The sequence below is a fragment of the Alcaligenes sp. Me129 genome (genome assembly GCF_050487245.1).
Classification (GTDB): domain Bacteria; phylum Pseudomonadota; class Gammaproteobacteria; order Burkholderiales; family Burkholderiaceae_B; genus Alcaligenes; species Alcaligenes phenolicus.
In genome coordinates this window covers 133,696-155,812 of sequence record NZ_JBKQGX010000005.1, presented here as the reverse complement: position 1 = coordinate 155,812, position 22,117 = coordinate 133,696, and the positions used below count along the sequence as shown (strand labels likewise).

Sequence of the window (22,117 nt, the reverse complement as noted above, 5' to 3'; positions counted from 1 at the left end):
GTCATGACGCTGGTACATCGATCCGTGCTGCTGGAGCCTACGGTGGCGGCCCTCGTGGATCCGTCCTTTGAGGCCCGGCGCTGGGCGCAAAACCCCGAAATCCAGGGTTTGGCCGATGGTGTGTACGTCGATTGCACTTTTGGTCGTGGCGGTCACAGCCGTCTGTTGTTGTCGCACTTGAGTCCCCAGGGGCGCCTGATCGTGATCGACAAGGATCCGCAAGCGATCGCCGTGGCCCAGGAGCTGGCAGCACAAGATAGCCGTGTGACGGTTGTACATAGTGGTTTTGGTGATTTGGCCCAGGCTCTGGACGAGCTGGATGTGGGGCCATTGCAAGGCGTCATGATGGATTTGGGCATTTCCTCGCCACAAATCGACGACGCAGAACGAGGTTTCTCTTTTATGCGCGAAGGTCCGTTGGACATGCGCATGGATACCAGCGGTGGTTTGACCGCTGAACAGTGGCTGGCTGAGGTCAGCGTAGAAGTTTTAAAGGAGGTCATTGCAGAATATGGCGAAGAACGGTTTGCTTTCCAGATTGCAAAGGCGATTGTTGATCGCCGCCAATCCCGCCCGCTACATACAACGCGTGATCTCGCCGAGCTCGTCGCCGGTGTCGTCCGCACGCGCGAAAAGGGTCAACATCCGGCAACCAGGACCTTCCAGGCTATACGGATTTACCTCAATCGTGAGCTCGAAGAGCTCGCGTACGCGCTTCCGTCAATTCTGAGTCGATTGGCGACTCGGGGCAGGCTTGCGGTGATTGCATTTCATTCACTGGAGGACCGCATGGTCAAACAGTTCATGAACGCAGCTGCGCGTCCCGCGCAGGAACAGTCACGTCTACCTATCCTAGAAAAAGACTTGCCCCAGCCTCTGGTGCAGTCTTTGGGCAGAATCTTGCCCACCGACGAGGAGTCCAGCGACAACCCCCGAGCTCGCTCGGCGGTATTACGTGTGGTGCAACGCACCGACACCCCCATCCCCCAGGACTGGATGCGCAGCGCCAGCGAGCGTCTGCTGCAACAGGCCGCCTATAGCCGACAGCCCGCCGGCAAGCGAGGCCGCCGATGATGCGCCTGGTCATCACCCTCTCTTTGGTGTTGATGCTTTCGGCCATCTCTTTGGTGACGGCGCGCTATCAGGCGCGCGAGCTGTTTGTGCAAACCGATCGGCTGGTCACCAAAGCCGGTGAACTGGATACGGACTGGCGTCGTCTGCAACTGGAACGGGCCGAGCTGGCCCGTAACGCTCGCGTGGACGATATTGGTCGCAACGAATTGGGCCTGGTGTTGAGCTCTCCCGAGCGCACTCTCTATTTGCAAGGGGGTGAGCTGAGCTCGACCCAGGTGCAGTCCGGAGGGCGGCCATGAAACGATTCGGTTATCACGAAAATCCCGTCCTGAGCGTCCAGATTCCATTCTGGCGCTCGCGTTTGGTGCTGGTCCTCTTGTTTCTGGGTTTTGGCGCCCTGATCGTCAAGGCTTTGTATTTGCAGGGCCTGTCTACCGAATTTTTGCAGCAGCAAGGCGAGCGCCGTTACGAGCGCACCCAAGTGCTGCCGCCCATGCGTGGCAAGGTTTTTGATCGTACGGGTTCTGTGGTGCTGGCCTCCAGTGTGCCTGTCAAAGCCATCTGGGCTATTCCTGATGATGCTCGGAATGCCAAACCCGAGCAGATCGATCAGTTGGCCAAGCTCCTTGGCATGGGGCAGTCTGATATCGAGCGTCGTCTGTCCGTTGAAGATCGTAACTTCGTCTACATCAAGCGTCAGGTGGATGTGGATGTGGCGGCTCAAATCGCTGAACTGAAAATCCCTGGTATCCACCAACAAGAAGAAATGCGTCGTTTCTATCCCGAAGGGGATGTCATGGCGCACATTGTGGGCTTTACGAATATTGAAGACCAGGGCATCGAGGGCATTGAGCTTGCCTTCAACTCCGCCTTGTCCGGCACGCCCGGTTCGCGCCGCGTAATTCGTGACCGTCTGGGACGTGTGGTGGAGGACGTACGCGCCATCATCCCGCCTACCCACGGTCAGGATTTGCACTTGTCCATTGATGCCGGCTTGCAGTTCGACGCGTACACCGCCTTGAAAAAAGGCATGGAAGACGTCAAGGCCAATGCCGCTGCGGCCGTGGTGATGGACGTGAAAACCGGGGAGATTCTGGCCCTGGTGAACTTGCCTACCTACAACCCAAACGATCGGGACGATCGTAAGGGTCCGGCCCTGCGTAACCGTGCCTTGACCGACACCTTTGAGCCCGGTTCCATCATGAAGCCGTTTACCGTGGCTTTGGCGCTGGATATCAACCGCATTACCACCGCTACCCAGTTCAACACGGGCAATGGTCAGTACCGCTACCAAGGTAGCGTGATCAGTGACGTTAGTCGCAACAATGGCATGCTGGATGCTGCCGGTATTTTGCGTCGGTCCAGCAATATTGGCATGACCATGATTTCCGAGCGCCTGACTTCGCAGGAAATGTGGAACAAGTTTACCGAGCTGGGTTTTGGCCGTTCTCCGCAGGCCGATTTTCCCGGTATTGCCAGTGGGAGACTGCGCCCCTGGGAGCGTTGGCGTCCCATCGAGCGCGCCACCATGTCGTATGGCTATGGCCTGTCGGTTTCCCTGCTGCAAATTGCCCACGCCTACACGGCGTTTGCGCGTAATGGCGACATGGTTTCCATGACTTTGCTCAAGCGCGAAGGCAAGCCCGCCAGCGTTCAGGTTTACACCCCTAAAGTGGCCGCGGAAGTTCGCGCCATGCTGGAAGCCGCGGCGGGTCCCGCCGGTGCCCGTCTGGCTCAGGTGCAAGGCTATCGCGTCGCAGGCAAGAGCGGTACGGCCCGCAAGATTGTGGATGGTCGCTACAGCAAGTCCTTGTATCGCGGCTCTTTTGTCGGCTTCGCGCCTGTCTCCGACCCTCGCATTGTGGTGGCCGTCACGATCGACGAACCACATAGTTCCAATTATTACGGCGGGCGTATTGCCGCGCCGATTTTTTCAGAAATTGTGGCCCGGAGCTTGCGACGCCTAGGTGTCCAGCCTGATGCGCCCATAGATTCGCTGGTGGCCGTTGGCCCCGGTGCGGAGAATGTACGATGAACGCCGCAGCAATATTGGAGTGGCTGGCGCAGCATGTAGCGCCCACGGCTAATCTGTGTTTGGATTCCCGCCAGATCAAGGCGGGTGATGCGTTTTTCGCCTGCCGCGGCCATCAGGGTGATGGTCGTGAGTACGAAGTTCAGGCTGTGCAGCAAGGTGCTGTGGCCATTGTGCGCGAGCAGGGCGATCAAACAGTTGATCCCGGTGTACCTGTTTTGCAGGTTCCCAATCTGGGTGCCTTGCTGGGTGAAGTGGCTCACGAATGGTGGGGCCGTCCTTCCGAGGCCATGACTGTCGTGGCGGTGACCGGCACCAATGGCAAGACGTCCACCGTGCAGTGGGTGGCGTCGGCCTTGAATCATTCCCAAGTGCCTTGCGGCACGATCGGTACGCTGGGCGTGACCTTGCCTGATGGCTCCAATCTGGGTGGCGTCCTGACCACGCCGGACGTGCTGACCGTACACCGTAGCCTGGCTGCTATTCGCGCCCAAGGCGGCAACGCCGTGGCCCTGGAAGCCTCGTCCATTGGTCTGGAGCAAGGCCGTCTGGATGGTGTCCGTATTGATATTGCCGGGTTCACCAATCTGACGCATGACCATCTGGACTATCACCACAGCATGGAAGAATACAAACAGGCCAAGCTGCGCCTGTTCAGTTGGCCTGGTCTGCGTAGCGCCGTCGTGAACGCTGACGATGAAACGGGCCGTGAATTGATGCAGGCCGGTCTGGCTGCCCGTGTGATTTCCTACTCCATGAGCCAGCCCGAGGTGGATTTGCTGGCTCAGGACGTGCATACCGGTGCCGACGGCCAGGTATTCAATCTGGTGACCGCTCACGGCACCGCACAAATTTTGACCCACTTGCTGGGCGAGCATAACGTGGCCAACCTTCTGTTGGTGGCGGGTGTACTGCAAGAAGTGGGTTGGCCTGTGTCCAAGATCGCGCGCATCATGGACAAGCTGGAGTCCGTGCCTGGCCGTTTGCAAATTGTGACGCCCAAGAGCACCGCAGGTCGTCAGCCCTTGCCTTTGGTCGTGGTGGATTACGCTCATACTGCCGATGCGCTGGAACGCGCCCTGCAAGCCTTGCGTGAAGTGGCCAGCGTACGTGGCGGCAAGCTGATTTGCGTATTTGGTTGCGGCGGTAACCGCGACACGGCCAAGCGCCCCATTATGGGTGAAGTGGCGGCCCGTCTGGCTGACAGCGTTCTGGTCACGACCGACAACCCGCGTTTTGAAGATCCTGCCGAAATCATTCGTCAGATCGTGGCTGGTATGCCTGAGGCGCCGGCCGTGCAGATGGATCGGGCTCGCGCCATCCTGTCTTCGATCTGGGCTGCCAGCCCTGAAGATATTGTTTTGCTGGCCGGTAAGGGCCACGAAACCTACCAGGAAGTGCAGGGCGAGCGCTCTGTGTTTGACGATTCCGACTGGGCCAAAGCCGCCTTGCTGTGGTTGCGTGGCGTGCGTTTGAGCACCGATTCCCGCAGCCTGAGCAAAGGTGATGTGTTCCTGGCCCTGAGCGGCGAGCAGTTCGATGGTCATCGCTATCTGGAAAAAGCGAAAGAGCAGGGCGCTGTGGCGGCCCTCGTGGCTCAGCGTGATGCCGACGTCGAACTGCCACAAATTGTGCTGGGCGATACGCGTCGTGCGCTGATGACCTTGGCGACCGAGTGGCGCTCGCGCTTTGACATTCCTGTCATTGGCGTGACCGGCAGCAATGGCAAGACCACGACCAAGGAAATGATTGCCGCGATCTTGCGCGCCTGGTTGGGCGAAGCAGAAAGCCTGGCAACTCGCGGTAATTTGAACAACGATCTGGGCGTACCCCTGTCCATCCTGCGTTTGAGCTCCGAGCACAAAGCCGCCGTTCTGGAAATGGGCATGAACCACCCCGGTGAGATTGCCGTGCTGGCGTCCATGGCTCGCCCCACGATTGCCCTGATCAATAACGCACAGCGTGAACACCAGGAGTTCATGCACAGTGTGGAAGCAGTGGCTCGTGAAAACGGTGCCGTGATTGACGCGCTGCCACAAGATGGTGCGCTGGTGATTCCTGATGATGATGCCTTCAGCGCCATGTGGGCTGAGCAGGCTGGTCAGCGTCCCGTATTGCGTTTTGGCCTGAGCGGTCAGGAAACGGTCTTTGCGGCCGATATGTTTGTCGAGCCAGCTCAAACCCGTTTTGTGTTGCATGTGGCAGGCCAGTCTGCTGCCCTGACCTTGAACAGCCCCGGTATCCACAACCTGCGCAATGCCTTGGCCGCTGCCGCTTGCGCTCATGCCGCCGGTGCGCCGTTGAGCGCGATTGTGCAGGGTCTGGAAAGCTTCCGTCCTGTCACGGGCCGTATGCAGCCCAAGCAGCTGTCTTCCGGTTACCAGTTGATTGACGACACCTACAACGCCAACCCGGATTCGGTACGTGCTGCCATTGATGTGCTGGCACAGCTGAAAGGCCGTAAGGTGCTGGTGCTGGGCAATATGGCCGAGATCGGTGATAACAGCTCCGAATTGCACGCTGAAGTGGGTGCCTACGCCAAAGAGCGTGGCATGGATGAATTGCTGACCTTGGGTGGCGATGCCAGCCATGCTGCCCAGGCTTTTGGTGCGCGTGCGCATCAATTCGAGACTTTGGAAGACATGGTGGCTTACCTGCTGGCGCTGGAGCCGTCTCATGTGTTGATCAAGGGTTCGCGCAGCGCTCGTATGGAGCGTGTGGTTGCCGCCCTGGAAAACCACTTCTCCCATAATGAAGGGGCCACTCATGCTTCTTGAACTGGCACGTTGGCTATCGGACGATCATATTCGCGCCTTTGGGGTGTTTGAGTACATCACCCTGCGTGCTATTTTGGCCAGCGCCACTGCGCTGGCAATTGGCTTGTTGGCAGGACCCTGGGTGATTCGCAAGCTGACCGAACTGAAGATTGGTCAGGCGGTACGCGCTTACGGCCCGGAATCGCATTTGCAAAAGAACGGCACGCCCACCATGGGCGGTGTCCTGATCCTGATTTCTATCGGTATCAGTACCTTGTTGTGGGCAGACTGGACCAACCGTTTTGTGTGGGTTGTTCTGCTGGTGACTTTTGGTTTTGGCTGGATTGGTTGGGCAGACGACTACAAGAAAGTCGTCAATCGTGACCCAGAAGGCATGTCCTCGCGTCAGAAATTTTTCTGGCAAGCCTTGATCGGTATCGTTGCGGCCGTGTACCTGAGCTTTGCCGTTTCGGTGCCTGCCAATACTGAGCTGTGGCCCTTGTTCAAAGAGTGGGTCCTGAGCGGCTTCACCATGCCCCTGCCTACGCAGGCTGACCTGATCGTGCCGTTCTTCAAGTCCGTCAGCTACCCGCTGGGTGTGCTGGGCTTTGTGGTATTGACCTGGGCAGTGATTGTTGGCTCCAGCAACGCCGTCAACCTGACGGACGGCCTGGACGGTCTGGCCATCATGCCTACCGTGCTGGTGGGCGCTGCCCTGGGTATTTTTGCCTACGTGGTTGGCCGAGTCGACTACTCCAAATATCTCTTGTTTCCCTATATCCCCGGCGCGGGTGAGTTGATGGTGATCTGTGCGGCCATAGCCGGTGCGGGTCTGGCCTTTTTGTGGTTCAACGCCTATCCCGCTCAAGTGTTCATGGGTGATGTGGGTGCGCTGGCCCTGGGCGGTGCGCTGGGCACGATCGCGGTGATCGTTCGCCAGGAAATCGTGCTGTTCATTATGGGTGGCGTGTTTGTGGTGGAAACCTTGTCGGTGATGCTGCAGGTGACCTGGTTCAAGTACACCAAGAAACGCTACGGGCAGGGCAGACGAATGTTCCGTATGGCGCCGCTGCACCATCATTTTGAAGTTGGCGGCTGGAAAGAAACACAGGTGGTGGTTCGCTTCTGGATCATCACCATGATGCTGGTCATGGTCGGTCTGTCTACATTGAAATTGCGATGAATGCGTTGAGTTTTCCTTCGATCCGTAAAGACGGTCTCATGCTTATCCTGGGGTTAGGCGAGACAGGCTTTGCTGCGGCTCGCTGGTCTTTGGCCCAGGGGGCCAGCATTCGTTTGGCGGATACGCGCGAAAACGTGCAGGGTCTGGACAAGCTTCAGGCCCTGAGCAGCTCGGCTCTGGATACGCGTTTGGGGCAAAACGCCCTGCAGGCCGATAGTCTGAGCGACGTGCAGACCCTGGTGATCAGCCCCGGCTTGTCGCCCCTGGATCCTGCTCTGGCCGCCTTTTTAAGCCAGGCACGAGATCGTGGAATCGAAGTCATTGGCGAGATCGAGCTATTTGCCCGTGCCTTGAAAGATCTGGCTGATCAAGGCCATGAAAGCCGTGTGGTGGCCATTACCGGCACCAATGGCAAGACTACCGTCACGGCCATGACGCGCCACTTGCTGGAGCAGGCAGGTGTTTCTGCACTGGCCGTGGGCAATATCAGCCCTGCTGCGCTGACCGCCCTGTGCGACGCTCTGGAAAACAATGCCTTGCCGCAGGTCTGGGTGCTGGAGTTGTCCAGCTTCCAGCTGGATAGCACTTTTAGCTTGCAGGCGGATGCTGGCGTTGTACTGAATATTTCGCAGGACCATCTGGACTGGCATGGCGGCATGGACGCTTACGTCGAGTCCAAGCAGCGTATGTACAGCATGTGTGATGTGGCCTTGGTCAATCGTGATGATCCAGCCGTTATGGCCATGATTCCCGATGCCAGCCAAGAGTCGGTGCGCAGCTTCGGTTTGGACCAGCCCGCTTTGCTGGGCGATATGGGCTTGCTGACGGATGGCGGCATGCAGTGGTTGGTGACCAATGAGCCTACCGATTTTGAGCTGCCGGCCACAGGCCTGAAAAAACGTAATGCATCGGCTGAGCCTGCCGTGCGCGGTAAAGGTGGCTTGAAACGCCTGATGCCGGTTGAGGCTTTGCAGATCAAGGGGCGCCACAACGCCTTGAATGCCCAAGCAGCCTTGTTGCTGGCTCGTTGTCTTGGTCTGGGTTGGGCTGAGTTGCTCAATGGTCTGCGCACCTATCAAGGGGAGCCGCACCGTGTCGAACTGGTGCGTGTGCTGGACGGTGTTCAATATCTGGATGACAGCAAAGGTACTAATGTCGGCGCGACTGTTGCCGCCTTGCGCGGGTTTGATCAGCGTGTCTGGCTGATTGCCGGTGGTTTGGGCAAGGGCCAGGATTTTGAGCCGCTGGCCGTTGCGGCTGCCTCGAATGTGGCCGAAGTGTTTTTGATTGGGCAGGACGCCAAGCTGATTGCCTCTGTTCTGGACACTCATGATGTCCGTCATCGTTTCTGCGAGGGTCTGGAAGCTGCTGTGCAAGCTGCTGCCGAGCAGGCGCGTTCGGGCGATGTGGTCTTGCTGTCTCCGGCCTGCGCCAGCATGGATATGTTCAAAAGCTATCACCATCGCGGCATGTGTTTTGTCGCCACCGTGACCGAGATGGCACTGGATAGAGGAGAGCCGGCATGAGTCTGTTTGCTGAGCTGACCTCGGGTGTCAATGCCGTACGTCCCGGACGCACGGCATTGCCTGCGTTTGATCGCCCCTTGCTGGCCGCCACACTGATGCTGACCCTGTTTGGTTTGCTGATGGTGTATTCGGCCTCGATCGCTTTGGCAGACGGACCGCGCTATGAAAGCTACGGTCGTTACTACTTTGTAATTCGCCACGCCTTGTTCATTGTGGTGGGTGTGGTGCTGGCCATGTTTACCGCAACTGTGCCGCTGCGTGTGTGGCAGAAGTTGGCCGTGCCTCTGTTTGCTCTGGCTATTTTCTTGCTGCTGGTGGTGCTGGTTCCCGGCATTGGCCGTGAAGTAAACGGTGCACGTCGCTGGTTGCCTTTGGGCATCATCAACTTCCAGCCTTCGGAGCTGATGAAAGTAGCCATGGTTCTGTATGCCGCTGATTACACCGTGCGCAAGCAGCAGCATCTGCATACCTTTATTCGGGGTTTCCTGCCTATGGCGGTGGCCCTGGGTCTGGTTGGTGTGTTGCTGTTGATGGAGCCTGACTTGGGCGCCTTCATGGTCATTGTGGCCATTGCGGTGGGCATTTTGTTCATTGGCGGAATTAACGGCAAGTTGTTCTCTGCCTTGCTGGGCATTATGGTCAGCAGCTTCCTTTTGCTGATCTGGCTCTCACCGTGGCGTCGTGAACGTTTGTTCGTGTATCTGGACCCCTGGAATCCTGACAATGCTTATGGCAGTGCCTATCAGTTGTCGCACTCGCTGATTGCTTTGGGCCGAGGCGAATGGTTTGGCGTGGGTCTGGGTTCCAGCGTGGAAAAACTGCATTACCTGCCTGAAGCCCACACCGACTTCATCGTCGCGGTAATTGGTGAAGAGCTGGGCTTTGTTGGCGTGGCCGCCCTGATCCTGACCTTTGGCTTTGTCGTATGGCGCAGCTTCAATATTGGTCGTCAGGCCTGCGCCATGGATCGCTTGTTCAGCGGTGTCGTCGCTCAAGGTGTGGCGCTGTGGTTCGGCGTGCAGGCTTTTATCAATATTGGTGTGGTGCTGGGTTTGTTGCCTACCAAGGGTCTGACCTTGCCTTTGGTCAGTTACGGTGGTTCGGGCATTGTGATGAATTTGGTGGCTTTTGCCTTGTTGCTGCGGGTGGATTTTGAGAATCGGCAAATGATGCGAGGTAAGCGCACATGAGCACTCCAACCATCCTGATCATGGCAGGCGGTACAGGTGGGCACATCATGCCCGGGCTGGCCGTGGCTGAAGCCATGCAGCAACGCGGCTGGCAAGTGTTGTGGCTGGGTCATCCCGAGCGCATGGAAGGTAGCTTGGTCCCACAGCATGGGATTAAAATGCTGCCTCTGCGATTTTCCGGACTACGAGGCAAAGGCGTGAAGGCATTGCTCTCTTTACCCTTTACTTTGATCCGTGCCTGCTGGCAGGCGCATCGCTGCCTGCAGGAAGCCAAGCCGGATGTGGTACTGGGTATGGGCGGCTACGTGGCTTTTCCCGGTGGCCTGATGTCTTTTGTGTCGCGCCGCCCGCTGGTAGTGCACGAGCAAAATGCGGTGGCCGGTACGGCGAATCGCTACCTGGCCAAAATGGCGACCAGTGTGTTGACCGGCTTCCCCGGTGCCTTGCCTGGTGCAGTAACTGTGGGCAACCCGGTGCGCGATGCCTTCGTAGGCCAAGGTCCGGCTGCCGAGCGTTATGCCAAACGCAGCGGACCGCTACGCATTCTGGTGGTGGGGGGCAGCCTGGGGGCCGCCGCACTGAACAAAGTGGTGCCTGAGGCCATGGCGCTGATCCCTGCCGATCAGCGTCCGCATCTAACCCATCAGTCCGGCCAGCAGCATCTGGAAAGCTTGCAGCAAAGCTACGCAGACAATCAGGTGCAGGCCGACTGCAAGGCCTTTATTGGCGATATGGCGCAGGCCATGAAAGAGGCCGATGTGCTGATTTGTCGCGCCGGTGCCATGACGGTAGCTGAAGTGGCTGCAATCGGCGTAGCGGCTCTGTTCGTGCCGCTGCCACACGCGATTGACGATCACCAGACAGCCAACGCCCGCTACCTGAGCGAATGCTCGGGTGCGTGGCTCAAGAAACAATCGGAGTTGACGGCTCAGTGGCTTGCGCAATGGTTGCAAGGACTGAACCGTGAAGAGTTAAGTCGTGTGGCCAGCCACGCGCAAGAACATGCACAGTTGAATGCCACGCAGCAGATTGCCGAAGCATGTCAGCAGGCGGCAAGGAGGGTGGGATGAAACACCGCATTCAACATATTCATTTTGTAGGGATTGGCGGCTCGGGCATGAGCGGCATTGCCGAAGTCATGCTGAACCTGGGCTTTGCCATCAGTGGCTCGGATATTCAGGAAACGGCGGTGACTCGTCGCCTGGAGCAGCTGGGTGCTCGTATCGTGATCGGTCATAAAGCCGAAAACGTCGCTGGCATGGGCGCTATCGTCACCTCCACCGCCATTGCGGGTGACAACCCCGAAGTGCTGGCCGCGCGTGCCGCCCGCATTCCGGTGGTGCCACGTGCCCTGATGCTGGCCGAGCTGATGCGCTTGAAGCGCGGCATTGCCGTGGCTGGTACGCACGGCAAGACCACCACCACCAGCCTGGTAGCGAGCCTGCTGGGCGCGGCTGATCTGGACCCCACCTTTGTGATCGGTGGTCGCCTGAATTCGGCCGGTGCCAATGCCCGCTTGGGGCAGGGCGATTACATCGTGGTGGAAGCGGATGAGTCTGATGCTTCTTTCCTGAACCTGTTGCCGGTGATGGCCATCATCACCAATATCGATGTCGACCATATGGACACCTATGGTCATGACGTTGCCCGACTGAAAAGCGCCTTCATCGACTTCACGCACCGCCTGCCGTTTTACGGTAGCGCCATCGTGTGCAACGACGATGCGAATGTGCGCGAAATCATTCCTTTTGTATCGCGTCCTGTCACGACTTACGGCATTGATACCGATGCCCAGGTCCGCGCGATCAACATCGAAAGCCGTGGCACCACCATGTGTTTTGATGTGCAGCGCAAAGGGGCCACAGGCGATCTTCCCCTGCTGTCCGTGTGCCTGAATCTGCCCGGAAAGCACAATGTACTCAATGCCTTGGCTGCCATTGCGGTTGCCACTGAGCTGGGTGTCAGTGATGAGGTCATTGCCCGTGGCCTGAAAGAGTTCACCGGCGTGGGGCGCCGCTTCTCCATGGTGGGTGACTTCCCGGTTTCCCAGGAGCAAGGTGGTGGCACGTTTACCGTTGTTGACGATTATGGTCACCATCCTGTCGAAATGGCTGCTACCTTGGCGGCCGCACGTGGTGCTTGGCCTGATCGCCGCATCGTGCTGGCATTCCAGCCGCACCGCTACACACGCACCCGTGATTGCTTTGAAGATTTCGTGCAGGTACTTAGCCAGGCCGATGCGGTCCTCCTTGGAGAGGTCTATCCCGCCGGTGAGGCTCCCCTTGTGGCCGCCGATGGCCGAGCCTTGAGTCGCGCAGTGCGTGTGCTCGGCAAGGTCGAACCCATTTTCGTGGCCGAAATCAGCGATATGGCACAAGCCGTTCTGGACTTTGTCCGTGACGGCGATGTGGTGTTGGTAATGGGTGCAGGGTCCATCAGCCGGATCCCTGCTCAATTGGGAGAAATGGCATGACAGCGGATTTTGGTCGGGTCGGCGTGTTGTACGGCGGCAAGTCCGCCGAACGTGAAGTGTCCTTGATGTCTGGCGCAGGCGTGCATGAAGCGCTGTGCAGCATGGGCGTGGATGCGCATTTGTTCGATATGGGCGAGAAAGGACTGACCGAACTGGCTCAGGCCGGTTTTGACCGCGTGTTTATTGCTTTGCATGGTCGTTATGGCGAAGACGGCACCTTGCAGGGTGCTTTGGAGTGGATGGGCATTCCTTACACCGGCAGCGGTGTGATGGCCTCCGGCCTGGCCATGGACAAGATCATGACCAAGCACATCTGGCAGCACCTGGGTTTGCCCACTCCCGGTTTTGCGCAACTGGATCATGTTAGCCAGGTTGCCGCTGCGGTTGAACGTCTGGGTGTGCCCCTGATCATGAAGCCGCCCCATGAAGGTTCCACCGTGGGGGTGGTGCGTGTGGATCGCGCCGAGGAGGCTGTTGCCGCCTTTGAAACCGCCATGCATTACGACACGGTCGTGCTGGCTGAGCAATTCATTCGTGGTCGCGAATTGACTGTACCCATCATCGGCGTGGGCGCCCAGGCACGTGCCTTGCCCGTGATCGATATTGTGGCCCCACAAGGCAATTACGACTTCGAACACAAGTATTACTCGGACGAAACCCAGTACTTCTGTCCTGCAGATCTGTCGCCTGAGTTGACGGCACATATCCAGGATCTGTCCGTCCGCGCGTTCAATGCACTGGGCTGCGAAGGCTGGGGCCGTGCCGATTTCATGCTGGACGAGCAAAACCGCCCCTGGCTGCTGGAGATGAATACCTCTCCGGGCATGACCAGCCACTCTTTGGTGCCCATGGCAGCCAAAGCAGAGGGCACCAGCTACGCCCAGTTGTGCGTGAACATTTTGGCAACGGCGCGCTGCAAGGTGCAGGCCATTGCTCGCAGCTTATAGAACGGGGAGCCTGACTCATGTTTTCCGATGCACGTCTGACCAACCTGATCGCCAATACGCTGGCTTTGCTAGCGGTATCGGCATTGGTGATCAGTGTTGTGGTTTGGGCTGTGCGTCGTCCGTACTTCAATATCGAACGCATTCAGATCGAGTCCTCGCAAGGCGAGCGTCTGGCTTATGTGACTCCTGAAGGGGTGAAAGCCACGATTGCCGGTCGTCTGCAAGGCAACTTCTTCACCGTAGATCTGGACAAGTCCCGCGCTCTGATTGAAACGGCTCCTTGGGTACGTCGCGCGCAGATCCGCCGCGTTTGGCCCAATAGCTTGTCGGTACGGATTGAAGAACAGCAGCCGCTGGCCTATTGGAACGAAGACGAAATGATCAACACCTGGGGTGAATCATTTTCGGCCAATAAAGCCGTGGTGCCTGATGACGTGGATTTACCCCAGCTAAGCGGTCCTCCGAATTCGGAGCGTCTGGTGGTGCAACGGTATGCCGAGCTGGCACGCTGGTTTGGGCCGCTGGATGTACAGGTCAGTGAAGTGACGCTGAGCCCGCGCTACGCCTGGGATGTGGTGTTGTCCAACGGCATGCAGCTAAGCCTGGGGCGTGACCCGGCTGCTGATATTGCCGACCCGCACGGTCGTAAAGGTGCATTGCCCTTTGCGGTACGTGTTGAACGATTTGTGCAGGCTTGGCCTGCCTTGATGCAACGGCTTGGCGACCGTGCTTTGCAAAGTGCCGACTTACGTTACCCGAATGGCTTTGCGATAACGCTGGCTCCGGTTTCATCTACCCCTGTGAAGTAAAGAACATATGACTCGTGACATCAAAGACCTGATCGTTGCATTGGACATCGGCACCAGCAAAGTGGTTGCGGTGGTGGCCGAAGTGCTGCCGGAAGGCCGGTTTGAAGTGCTTGGTCTGGGACAGCATGAATCCCAGGGCATGCGCAAAGGGGTGGTCGTCAATATCGAGACGACAGTCAATTCCATCCAGCGCGCTTTGGAAGAGGCGGAGTTGATGGCCGATTGCAAGATCCGTGAGGTCTACACCGGAATTGCAGGCAGCCACATCACCAGCTTCAACTCCAGCGGCATGGTGGCGGTGAAAGACAAGGAAGTCACGGCGACCGATGTGGCACGCGTGATTGAAACGGCCAAGGCCGTGAATATCCCCACCGACCAGCAAGTGCTGCACGTGCTGACGCAGGAGTTCATCGTGGATTCGCAAGAAGATATTCGCGAACCCATAGGCATGAGCGGTCTGCGTCTGGAAGTGCGGGTACACATTGTGACCGGTGCCGTCAGCGCGGCGCAGAACATCGTCAAGTGTGTGCGTCGTTGTGGTCTGGAAGTACAGGACCTGATTTTGCAGCCTCTGGCCTCCAGCTTGTCTTGCCTGACGGCGGACGAGAAAGAGCTGGGCGTGGTGCTGGTAGACATTGGTGGCGGTACAACCGATATCGCCATCTACACCGGCGGTGCGATTCGTCATACCGACGTGATCCCGATCGCGGGCGACCAGATCACCAGCGACATTGCCGCCATGTTGCGCACCCCTACGCCGGATGCGGAAGAGATCAAGCTGCGTTTTGGTGTGGCCAAGCAATCGCTGGCCCATCCGGAAGAAATGATTGAAGTGCCCGGTCTGGGTGATCGTCCCAACCGCCAGGTCAAGCGCCAGGCCCTGGGTGCCGTGATCGAGCCGCGTGTGGAAGAGCTGTTTACCTTTGTGCAGCAAAGCCTGCGCGAATCGGGCTACGAAGACTTGCTGTCCTCGGGCGTGGTGCTGACTGGTGGTACGGCCATGTTGCCGGGCATCGTGGAGCTGGCCGAGGACGTGTTCCTGAAACCTGTGCGTATTGCTGTGCCCAGCTATGAAGGTAGCTTGGCTGATGTCATGCGCAACCCACGTTTTTCGACCGTGATGGGCTTGTTGACCGAGGCACGCCTGCAAAGCGCTCGTGGCCGCAAGGTGGCCCAGCAAAAAGGCAGCGTCAAAGGTCTGATGGCCCGTATGAAGGAATGGTTCATGAATTAAGGGCGTTGCAAGACGCTCAGGTCGGGCAGCCTGAAAGGGCGGTCCAGGAGGCAGTTCAAACCGGGTGCGAACCCCTTGGTTGGCAGATGTTTTGAGCTGATTCCAAATTTCAGTTGTATCGGGGAAGTACGTAGAAACTTGACTAATTAAGTGTTTGAGTGGGAGTCAATCATGATGAACTTTGAAATGTTAGATACCAGCGGTAGCGGCACGGTCATCAAGGTCGTGGGCGTGGGCGGCGCAGGCGGTAACGCTGTGACGCATATGATCAACTCTGGTGTTCAGGGCGTTGATTTCATTTGCGCCAATACCGATTCGCAGGCGCTGGCCAGCAGCGATGCACCTATCCAGATTCGTCTGGGCCGCAGCGGCTTGGGCGCCGGTGCCAAGCCTGACCAAGGCCGTGCAGCCGCTGAAACCGCTCGCGAAGAAATTCGCGCAGCATTGAATGGCGCCAACATGGTGTTTATTACAGCCGGTATGGGCGGTGGCACCGGTACGGGTGCCAGCCCCGTTGTGGCTGAAGTGGCCAAGGAATTGGGCATTTTGACCGTGGGTGTCGTCACCAAACCTTTCTCCTTTGAAGGCAATCGCCGTCTGCGCATGGCCGAAGAAGGGATCGAGGAGCTGAGCAAGCACGTTCACTCCCTGATCGTTGTATTGAATGAAAACCTGTACGACTTGATGGATGAGGACGCAACACAGTCCGATTGCTTCAAGGCAGCTGACGATGTCTTGCACAATGCCTGCGCCGGTATTGCCGAGATCATCAATGTTGAAGGTAACGTGAACGTCGACTTCGAAGACGTGAAAACCATCATGGGCGAGCAAGGCCAGGCCATGATGGGTACCGCTGTGGCTTCCGGCTCGAACCGCGCTCGTGAAGCGGCTGAGCGCGCCATCGCTTGCCCATTGCTGGAAGGTGTGGACCTGCACGGTGCCCGCGGCATGCTGGTGAACATCACCTCTTCGTCGTCCCTGAAGATGCGCGAAACGCGCGAAATCATGGACACCATCCGTGGCTACGCTGCAGAAGACGCCACCGTTATCTTTGGTACCGCTTACGATGAGTCCATGGGCGACAGCCTGCGTGTGACTGTTGTTGCTACTGGCCTGGGTCGCAAGCAAGCGCGCCCACAGTTGGTACAAAACAACGAAGAAGTGTTACGTACAGGTACGGACAACATGCCTGTCATCGGTGCGGATTACGCCAACGCCGACGTGCCTGCCGTCATCCGCAATCCACGCAGCCAGGCTTCGGCTCAGGTGCGTGCACTGGAGACTGCCGGTATGGATCACTTCGACATTCCGGCGTTCTTGCGCAAGCAGGCTGATTAAAAATCAGGTTCGGCGATTACCCGAGTCGCCAATTTGATTTCTCCCACGACTCCCCCTGGGCGTTCGCGCTCAGGGGGCGTAAGTGCTTTGTTGTGTCGTGGTGTTTGACGCTTGACAATTGCTTATGTTTTTAGAAAGCGTATAGTGGATAACCCGTATTACGGTTACAATAGTCTTTGCGAACAACACTTTACAAATACAAGAACAGCCATGCTTCGTCAGCGCACCATCAAGAATGTCATCAGTACCAAAGGAGTCGGCTTGCACTCTGGTCGTCGTGTCGAACTGACACTGCGCCCTGCTGCGCCTGACACGGGTATTGTGTTTCACCGTATCGATCTGCCCGAAATCGTGGATTTGCCCGCACAGGCAGACAAGGTCGGTGGTACGCGTATGGCTTCGGTGCTGATCAAGGATAATGTTCGGGTTTCAACCGTCGAGCATTTGATGTCGGCCATCGCTGGCCTGGGCATTGATAATCTGCACGTGGACCTGACGGCTGAAGAAGTGCCCATCATGGATGGCAGCGCCGGCACATTTGTGTATTTGTTGCGTTCGGCGGGCTTGCAGGAGCAGGAAGCCGCCAAGAAGTTTTTGCGTGTCCTCAAACCCATCGAAGTCTCTGAAGGCGAGGGGCAGGACATCAAGTGGGCCCGTCTGGAGCCCTACGAAGGCTTTGCCCTTCAGTTTTCTATCGATTTTCACCACCCGGCCATTGATGCAACGGCCAATTTTGCCGAGGTGGATTTTGCGCATGACTCGTACGTGAAGACTATTTCACGTGCGCGCACCTTCGGGTTCGCCAGCGAAGTGGAAGCTTTGCGTGCGGCCGGTCTGGCCCGTGGCGGCAGTTTGGACAATGCCATTGTCATGGACGAGTACCGTGTCCTGAACAGCGACGGTCTGCGTTACGAGGACGAGTTCGTCAAGCACAAGATTCTGGATGCTATTGGCGACTTGTACCTGATTGGCCACCCCCTGATTGCACGCTATGTGGCGTGCAAATCCGGCCATGGTTTGAATAACCAGCTGGCGCGTGCCTTGCTGGCCGCCCAGGATAGTTGGGAGCTGGTGACTTTCGAGTCGGCTGCCAGTGCACCCCACGCTTTTTCCAGCGAGTGGAAATTCGCTTGATACTTGCTTAGGGGCCCGATCCTGGTGCTTTGCTTAGCCGCGATGATGACGCAACAAGCGTTCGATGGCTTGCGCCAAGGGACCTTGCGGCAATGAGTCATGCAGCTTTTCAAATGATTCCAAGGCCCGTTCGTCCAGGACTTGTACCTGGCGCGCGGGCTTTTCTGTCACAGCTGCAAACAAATGGGCTTGCACGTGCACCAGCGCCTCGCTAATGTTCCAGCCAGCGGCATTCATCTGCCGTGTGACAGTGGGCAACAGCTGACGCAGCTTGGCCGCATGTGCGGCGCTGGGAACTGCCAGCGTCAATTGCTGTCTGTCTATACGGGCTACTTTACAAGCCTTGCCCAAAGCAGGTGGCAAGGCTTTGCTTACATGGGTCTGCGCCGCCATCAGCTGCCGGGCCATTTCCAGTACCTGGGAACCTTGCTGGTCGCTGGCCAGCCAACCCAAAGCGTGGCTTTGCCCGCTACTGCGTTTTGGCGCGGATGAGGAAAAAGGGGGCTTCCAGGTCATGTTCGAGGTTATACGATAGTGGATCAACATAAAGACTATACGTCCTTAGATGCCAAAGCCAAAGGGGTGCGCCGTACGGTGATCGCCCTGGTGGCTCTGGTATCGCTGGGCGTTTCCGCAGCGGCGGGAGCTCTGGTGCAGTCGCACTGGGGTGAACGCGGTGGCATGTCGCTGGACGCGGATATGGCCCAGAGCCAGGTCGCTGCCATGCAGGACAACGTGACCCGCCTGGCCGAAAAAGTCGGCGGTTTGCAGGCCAAACTGATCGAGATGGACGGTGTCAGCAAGCGCGTGGCCAAGGCGGCCGGCATTGAGTACACCGATCCGGAGCTGGCCGGTGCCATGCCCGTGCAGGATCTGGCCGTCATGGACAGCATGGATGGAGCCGACCTGGTCTGGAACGCCGACCGCCTGGGCGAGCAGCTGGATAATCTGGCCAAACAGATGTCCGAGCAACAGGACTGGTTTCAGATGCTGGATTCCGTGCTGACCGAGCGTACCGGCAACGAAGCCCGTCTGCCCAATTACCGTCCGGTGGACTATGACGAGGTAGCTTCTTCCTTTGGCTGGCGTCGTCACCCGATCTCGGGCCGTCATGCCTTGCACGAAGGCCTGGACTTTCCAGCACCCAAGGGGACGCCTATCTATGCCGCATCCGGTGGGGTGGTATCGGAAGCCCGCTATATGACAGGCTACGGCAAGCTGGTGGAAATCAATCACGGCAATGGCATGAGCACGCGATACGCCCATGCCTCATCAATCGTTGTTAAATTAGGCGACGTAGTAGAAAAAGGGCAGTTGATCGCCCGTGTCGGATCTACCGGGCAGTCCACAGGCTCGCACCTGCACTTTGAAGTGCGCATGGCCGGACATGCCCTGGATCCCAAGCTTTTTCTGCCGGCGCGTGAGTACGTAGAGCAGCAAGTCGCGCAATTGGATTCGGACAAGTAGTTCCGTCTTGCAGCATGTGCGTTAAACTGATTGTTTGCTTGCGCATCCCTTTTAACCAGAGATAGGCTCGAGGCACAGATTCAAGCCCTTGCGGCCTCGCCTACATTGACGACACAAGAATGGTTTCATTGCTGAAAAAGCTTATTGGCAGTCGTAACGACCGACTGCTCAAACAGTACCGTAAGCAGGTCGCCCAGATTAATGCTCTTGAGCCTACTATTCAGGGCCTGAGCGACGAGGCCTTGGCAGCCAAGACGCAGGAGCTGCGCCAACGTGTTCAGGATGGCGCCTCGCTTAACTCGCTCCTGCCCGAGGCTTTTGCTGTAGTGCGCGAGGCGGGTGTCCGTGTATTTGGCATGCGCCACTTTGACGTGCAGATGCTCGGTGCCATTGCCTTGCACAACGGCAAGATTTCCGAAATGCGTACGGGTGAGGGTAAAACCCTGACTGCGACCTTGGCCGTGTACCTGAATGCACTGTCCGGCAAAGGCGTGCACGTGGTGACCGTCAACGATTACCTGGCTCGACGCGATGCGAACTGGATGGGGCGTCTGTACAACTTCCTGGGTCTGAGCGTGGGCGTCGTAGTTCCCCAGCAAGACAATGCCGAGAAGATTGCTGCCTATCAGGCTGACATTACCTACGGTACCAACAACGAATTTGGTTTTGACTACCTGCGCGACAATATGGAATACCGCGCCGAGGATCGCCGCCAGCGCGGTTTGTCCTACGCGATTGTCGACGAAGTTGACTCCATCCTGATCGACGAAGCCCGTACACCGCTGATCATTTCCGGACAGGCCGAAGACAATACCGAGCTGTACGTGCGCATGAACGTGGTCCCGCCCATGCTGACCCGCATGACGCAAGAGCCTCGTCCACACGAGCCCGAGCCCGAAGGCGACTTCTGGGTCGATGAAAAGGGCCAGCAGGTTCATATTTCCGAAGCCGGTCACGAACGTGCCGAGCAGATCCTGACCGAAATCGGTTTGCTTCCCGAAGGCGAGTCGCTGTACGAGCCACGCCACATTTCCCTGATGCACCACCTGATGGTCGCCCTGCGCGCCCACAACCTGTTCTTCCGCGATCAGCAATACGTGGTCCAGGACGGCGAAGTGGTGATTGTGGACGAATTTACCGGCCGTTTGATGGCTGGTCGCCGCTGGTCGGATGGCTTGCACCAGGCTGTGGAAGCCAAGGAAGGCGTTCGTATCCAGAACGAAAACCAGACGCTGGCGTCGATTACTTTCCAGAACTACTTCCGTATGTACGACAAGCTGTCGGGCATGACGGGTACGGCCGATACCGAAGCCTATGAGTTCCAGGAAATCTATAGTCTTGAAACCGTCATCATTCCACCGAATCGTCCGCTGGCCCGTAAGGACCAAAACGACCAGGTCTTCAAAACCGATGACGAGAAGTTCAATGCCATTCTGAAAGACATTCAGGACTGCCACGAGCGTGGTCAGCCTGTACTGGTGGGTACCACCAGCATTGAAAACTCCGAGCTGATCTCCACACGCCTGAATGCCGCTGGCGTCAAGCACGAGGTGCTGAACGCCAAGCAACACGCCCGTGAAGCCGACATCGTGGCTGAAGCTGGTATGCCCGGTCACGTGACCATCGCCACCAATATGGCCGGTCGTGGTACGGACATTGTCTTGGGTGGCAGCATCGAACGTGCAATTTCTCAGGTGCGTGAAGACGAGTCCCTGAGTGCCGAGCAAAAAGAAGCCAAGATCCAGGCTATTCGTGCTGCTTGGGAACCCCTGAACCAGCAGGTCAAACAGGCTGGTGGTTTGCGCATTATTGGTACCGAGCGTCACGAATCCCGCCGTATCGACAACCAGCTGCGTGGTCGTGCCGGTCGTCAGGGTGACCCAGGTTCCTCGCGTTTCTACCTGTCGCTGGAAGATTCGCTGATGCGCATCTTCGCCGGTGATCGTGTGCGCGCCATCATGGAGCGTCTGCGTTTGCCTGAAGGCGAGCCTATCGAAGCCCGCATGGTGACTCGTTCCATCGAATCCGCTCAGCGCAAGGTCGAGGCCCGCAACTTCGATATTCGTAAACAGCTGCTGCAGTATGACGACGTGGCCAACGATCAGCGCAAGGTGATCTACGCCCAGCGTAATGAAGTGCTGGAGTCGGCTGATATTTCCGACACCATCAGCAGCCTACGCGAAGCCGCCGTTAGCCGTCTGTTCCGTGAATACGTGCCGCAAGACACCATGGAAGAGCAATGGGATATTCCCGGCTTGACCACCGCTTTGCAGAGCACCTTCCAGATTGAGCTGCCTTTGGCTGAAATGCTGGAGAAAGAGTCCAATCTGACCGACGACGATTTGCATGATCGCGTTATCGAAGAATCCCAGCGTCTGCTGCAAGCCAAGATTGATCTGGTGGGTCAGCCTAACTGGGGCAATTTCGAGCGTTCTGTACTCCTGCAGTCCATTGATACGCAATGGCGTGGCCATTTGCAGGCTCTGGATCATCTGCGTCAGGGGATTCATCTGCGCGGTTATGCCCAGAAAGACCCCAAGCAGGAATACAAGCGCGAAGCTTTCGAGCTGTTCTCCGACATGCTGGACCGTGTGCGTGATGAAGTGGTCAAAGTGCTGATGACCGTGCGTATTCAGACTCCGGAGCAGGTCGAGGAAGCCGCGGTTGAGGTTCCTGCCAACTCCAATGTCCGTTTCCATCATTCGGACTACGATGCTGCCTTGAGCGGTGAAGATCCCGGTCTGGACGAAGCGACCAAGGGCGAAGTGCCACGCGTGGGCCGTAACGATCCTTGCCCATGCGGCAGCGGCAGGAAATACAAGCAGTGCCATGGCCGCTTGAATTGATTCTGACTCAAGCTGCCCAGCCTGCAGGCTGCGAGATCAAACCCCATGAGCCCCTGGCGCATGGGGTTTTTTCTTGGATGCCAGCTTTGTTGCTGCGAACTGATCTGT

17 protein-coding genes are annotated in these 22,117 nt (G+C 57.7%); 16 read left to right on the top strand and 1 reads right to left on the bottom strand.

Annotation, left to right across the window (positions count from 1 at the left end; translation table 11 throughout):
- Positions 1-3 precede the first annotated feature (3 nt).
- The 14 genes from rsmH to lpxC all read left to right on the top strand — a co-directional run bounded on the left by rsmH (position 4) and on the right by lpxC (position 17,696).
- The gene (rsmH, locus tag ACLPGZ_RS07490) at positions 4-1,074 is read left to right on the top strand and encodes a 16S rRNA (cytosine(1402)-N(4))-methyltransferase RsmH (RefSeq protein WP_415708999.1); all 1,071 of its coding nucleotides are present in this window, start codon (positions 4-6) and stop codon (positions 1,072-1,074) included.
- Entirely contained in the window at positions 1,071-1,373 is a 303-nt protein-coding gene (ftsL, locus tag ACLPGZ_RS07485) for a cell division protein FtsL (protein ID WP_009455049.1), read from the top strand. Before rsmH ends, ftsL begins: the two co-directional genes overlap by 4 nt.
- On the top strand, positions 1,370-3,109 hold the full coding sequence (locus tag ACLPGZ_RS07480) for a peptidoglycan D,D-transpeptidase FtsI family protein (RefSeq protein WP_115634209.1): 1,740 nt from the start codon (positions 1,370-1,372) through the stop codon (positions 3,107-3,109). The genes ftsL and ACLPGZ_RS07480 overlap by 4 nt, the downstream gene beginning before the upstream one ends.
- On the top strand, positions 3,106-5,883 hold the full coding sequence (gene murF, locus ACLPGZ_RS07475) for a bifunctional UDP-N-acetylmuramoyl-L-alanyl-D-glutamate--2,6-diaminopimelate ligase MurE/UDP-N-acetylmuramoyl-tripeptide--D-alanyl-D-alanine ligase MurF (protein WP_115634208.1): 2,778 nt from the start codon (positions 3,106-3,108) through the stop codon (positions 5,881-5,883). Before ACLPGZ_RS07480 ends, murF begins: the two co-directional genes overlap by 4 nt.
- Entirely contained in the window at positions 5,873-7,045 is a 1,173-nt protein-coding gene (gene mraY, locus ACLPGZ_RS07470; protein WP_035271084.1) for a phospho-N-acetylmuramoyl-pentapeptide-transferase, read from the top strand. Before murF ends, mraY begins: the two co-directional genes overlap by 11 nt.
- Positions 7,042-8,571, top strand: coding sequence for a UDP-N-acetylmuramoyl-L-alanine--D-glutamate ligase (gene murD / locus ACLPGZ_RS07465; RefSeq protein ID WP_115634207.1), 1,530 nt, complete (start codon positions 7,042-7,044; stop codon positions 8,569-8,571). Before mraY ends, murD begins: the two co-directional genes overlap by 4 nt.
- On the top strand, positions 8,568-9,761 hold the full coding sequence (gene ftsW / locus ACLPGZ_RS07460; RefSeq protein WP_022983452.1) for a putative lipid II flippase FtsW: 1,194 nt from the start codon (positions 8,568-8,570) through the stop codon (positions 9,759-9,761). The genes murD and ftsW overlap by 4 nt, the downstream gene beginning before the upstream one ends.
- A complete protein-coding gene (gene murG / locus ACLPGZ_RS07455) occupies positions 9,758-10,831 on the top strand; it encodes an undecaprenyldiphospho-muramoylpentapeptide beta-N-acetylglucosaminyltransferase (RefSeq protein ID WP_239055171.1) in 1,074 nt (357 codons plus the stop codon). Before ftsW ends, murG begins: the two co-directional genes overlap by 4 nt.
- On the top strand, positions 10,828-12,234 hold the full coding sequence (gene murC, locus ACLPGZ_RS07450; RefSeq protein ID WP_239055172.1) for a UDP-N-acetylmuramate--L-alanine ligase: 1,407 nt from the start codon (positions 10,828-10,830) through the stop codon (positions 12,232-12,234). The genes murG and murC overlap by 4 nt, the downstream gene beginning before the upstream one ends.
- Positions 12,231-13,181 (top strand): D-alanine--D-alanine ligase, encoded by a 951-nt coding sequence (locus ACLPGZ_RS07445; RefSeq protein ID WP_035271076.1) that lies wholly within the window; start codon positions 12,231-12,233, stop codon positions 13,179-13,181. The genes murC and ACLPGZ_RS07445 overlap by 4 nt, the downstream gene beginning before the upstream one ends.
- Before the next feature lie 17 nt (positions 13,182-13,198).
- Positions 13,199-13,990, top strand: a complete 792-nt coding sequence (locus ACLPGZ_RS07440) for a cell division protein FtsQ/DivIB (RefSeq protein WP_009455041.1) — start codon at positions 13,199-13,201, stop codon at positions 13,988-13,990.
- 7 nt (positions 13,991-13,997) lie between these two features.
- Positions 13,998-15,224: a cell division protein FtsA gene (ftsA, locus tag ACLPGZ_RS07435; protein ID WP_009455039.1), complete on the top strand. Its 1,227-nt coding sequence runs from the start codon at positions 13,998-14,000 to the stop codon at positions 15,222-15,224.
- Between the two features lie 171 nt (positions 15,225-15,395).
- On the top strand, positions 15,396-16,562 hold the full coding sequence (gene ftsZ, locus ACLPGZ_RS07430; RefSeq protein WP_035271073.1) for a cell division protein FtsZ: 1,167 nt from the start codon (positions 15,396-15,398) through the stop codon (positions 16,560-16,562).
- A gap of 210 nt (positions 16,563-16,772) precedes the next feature.
- On the top strand, positions 16,773-17,696 hold the full coding sequence (gene lpxC, locus ACLPGZ_RS07425) for a UDP-3-O-acyl-N-acetylglucosamine deacetylase (protein ID WP_026485180.1): 924 nt from the start codon (positions 16,773-16,775) through the stop codon (positions 17,694-17,696).
- A gap of 33 nt (positions 17,697-17,729) precedes the next feature.
- Here lpxC and ACLPGZ_RS07420 read toward each other — a convergent pair whose 3' ends face one another.
- Complete coding sequence (locus ACLPGZ_RS07420) at positions 17,730-18,212, bottom strand: DciA family protein (protein WP_115634326.1); 483 nt, start codon at positions 18,210-18,212, stop codon at positions 17,730-17,732.
- Between the two features lie 18 nt (positions 18,213-18,230).
- Here ACLPGZ_RS07420 and ACLPGZ_RS07415 point away from each other — a divergent pair, with 18 nt between their 5' ends.
- Both ACLPGZ_RS07415 and secA read left to right on the top strand, forming a co-directional pair.
- Positions 18,231-19,163 carry a M23 family metallopeptidase gene (locus ACLPGZ_RS07415; RefSeq protein WP_239055173.1) on the top strand — a complete coding sequence of 311 codons (933 nt, stop codon included), beginning with the start codon at positions 18,231-18,233 and terminating at the stop codon, positions 19,161-19,163.
- 119 nt (positions 19,164-19,282) lie between these two features.
- Complete coding sequence (secA, locus tag ACLPGZ_RS07410) at positions 19,283-22,009, top strand: preprotein translocase subunit SecA (protein ID WP_239055174.1); 2,727 nt, start codon at positions 19,283-19,285, stop codon at positions 22,007-22,009.
- The last annotated feature ends 108 nt before the right edge of the window (positions 22,010-22,117 follow it).

Excerpts from the sequence above, each read along its gene's own strand:
- secA (WP_239055174.1), top strand. The coding sequence starts at position 19,283 with ATGGTTTCATTGCTGAAAAAGCTTATTGGCAGTCGTAACGACCGACTG.
- mraY (WP_035271084.1), top strand. The coding sequence starts at position 5,873 with ATGCTTCTTGAACTGGCACGTTGGCTATCGGACGATCATATTCGCGCC.
- murC (WP_239055172.1), top strand. The coding sequence starts at position 10,828 with ATGAAACACCGCATTCAACATATTCATTTTGTAGGGATTGGCGGCTCG.
- ftsA (WP_009455039.1), top strand. The coding sequence starts at position 13,998 with ATGACTCGTGACATCAAAGACCTGATCGTTGCATTGGACATCGGCACC.
- ACLPGZ_RS07445 (WP_035271076.1), top strand. The coding sequence starts at position 12,231 with ATGACAGCGGATTTTGGTCGGGTCGGCGTGTTGTACGGCGGCAAGTCC.
- ftsZ (WP_035271073.1), top strand. The coding sequence starts at position 15,396 with ATGATGAACTTTGAAATGTTAGATACCAGCGGTAGCGGCACGGTCATC.
- ACLPGZ_RS07440 (WP_009455041.1), top strand. The coding sequence starts at position 13,199 with ATGTTTTCCGATGCACGTCTGACCAACCTGATCGCCAATACGCTGGCT.
- ftsW (WP_022983452.1), top strand. The coding sequence starts at position 8,568 with ATGAGTCTGTTTGCTGAGCTGACCTCGGGTGTCAATGCCGTACGTCCC.
- murD (WP_115634207.1), top strand. The coding sequence starts at position 7,042 with ATGAATGCGTTGAGTTTTCCTTCGATCCGTAAAGACGGTCTCATGCTT.
- ACLPGZ_RS07480 (WP_115634209.1), top strand. The coding sequence starts at position 1,370 with ATGAAACGATTCGGTTATCACGAAAATCCCGTCCTGAGCGTCCAGATT.
- murF (WP_115634208.1), top strand. The coding sequence starts at position 3,106 with ATGAACGCCGCAGCAATATTGGAGTGGCTGGCGCAGCATGTAGCGCCC.
- ACLPGZ_RS07420 (WP_115634326.1), bottom strand. The coding sequence starts at position 18,212 with ATGACCTGGAAGCCCCCTTTTTCCTCATCCGCGCCAAAACGCAGTAGC.
- ftsL (WP_009455049.1), top strand. The coding sequence starts at position 1,071 with ATGATGCGCCTGGTCATCACCCTCTCTTTGGTGTTGATGCTTTCGGCC.
- rsmH (WP_415708999.1), top strand. The coding sequence starts at position 4 with ATGACGCTGGTACATCGATCCGTGCTGCTGGAGCCTACGGTGGCGGCC.
- lpxC (WP_026485180.1), top strand. The coding sequence starts at position 16,773 with ATGCTTCGTCAGCGCACCATCAAGAATGTCATCAGTACCAAAGGAGTC.
- murG (WP_239055171.1), top strand. The coding sequence starts at position 9,758 with ATGAGCACTCCAACCATCCTGATCATGGCAGGCGGTACAGGTGGGCAC.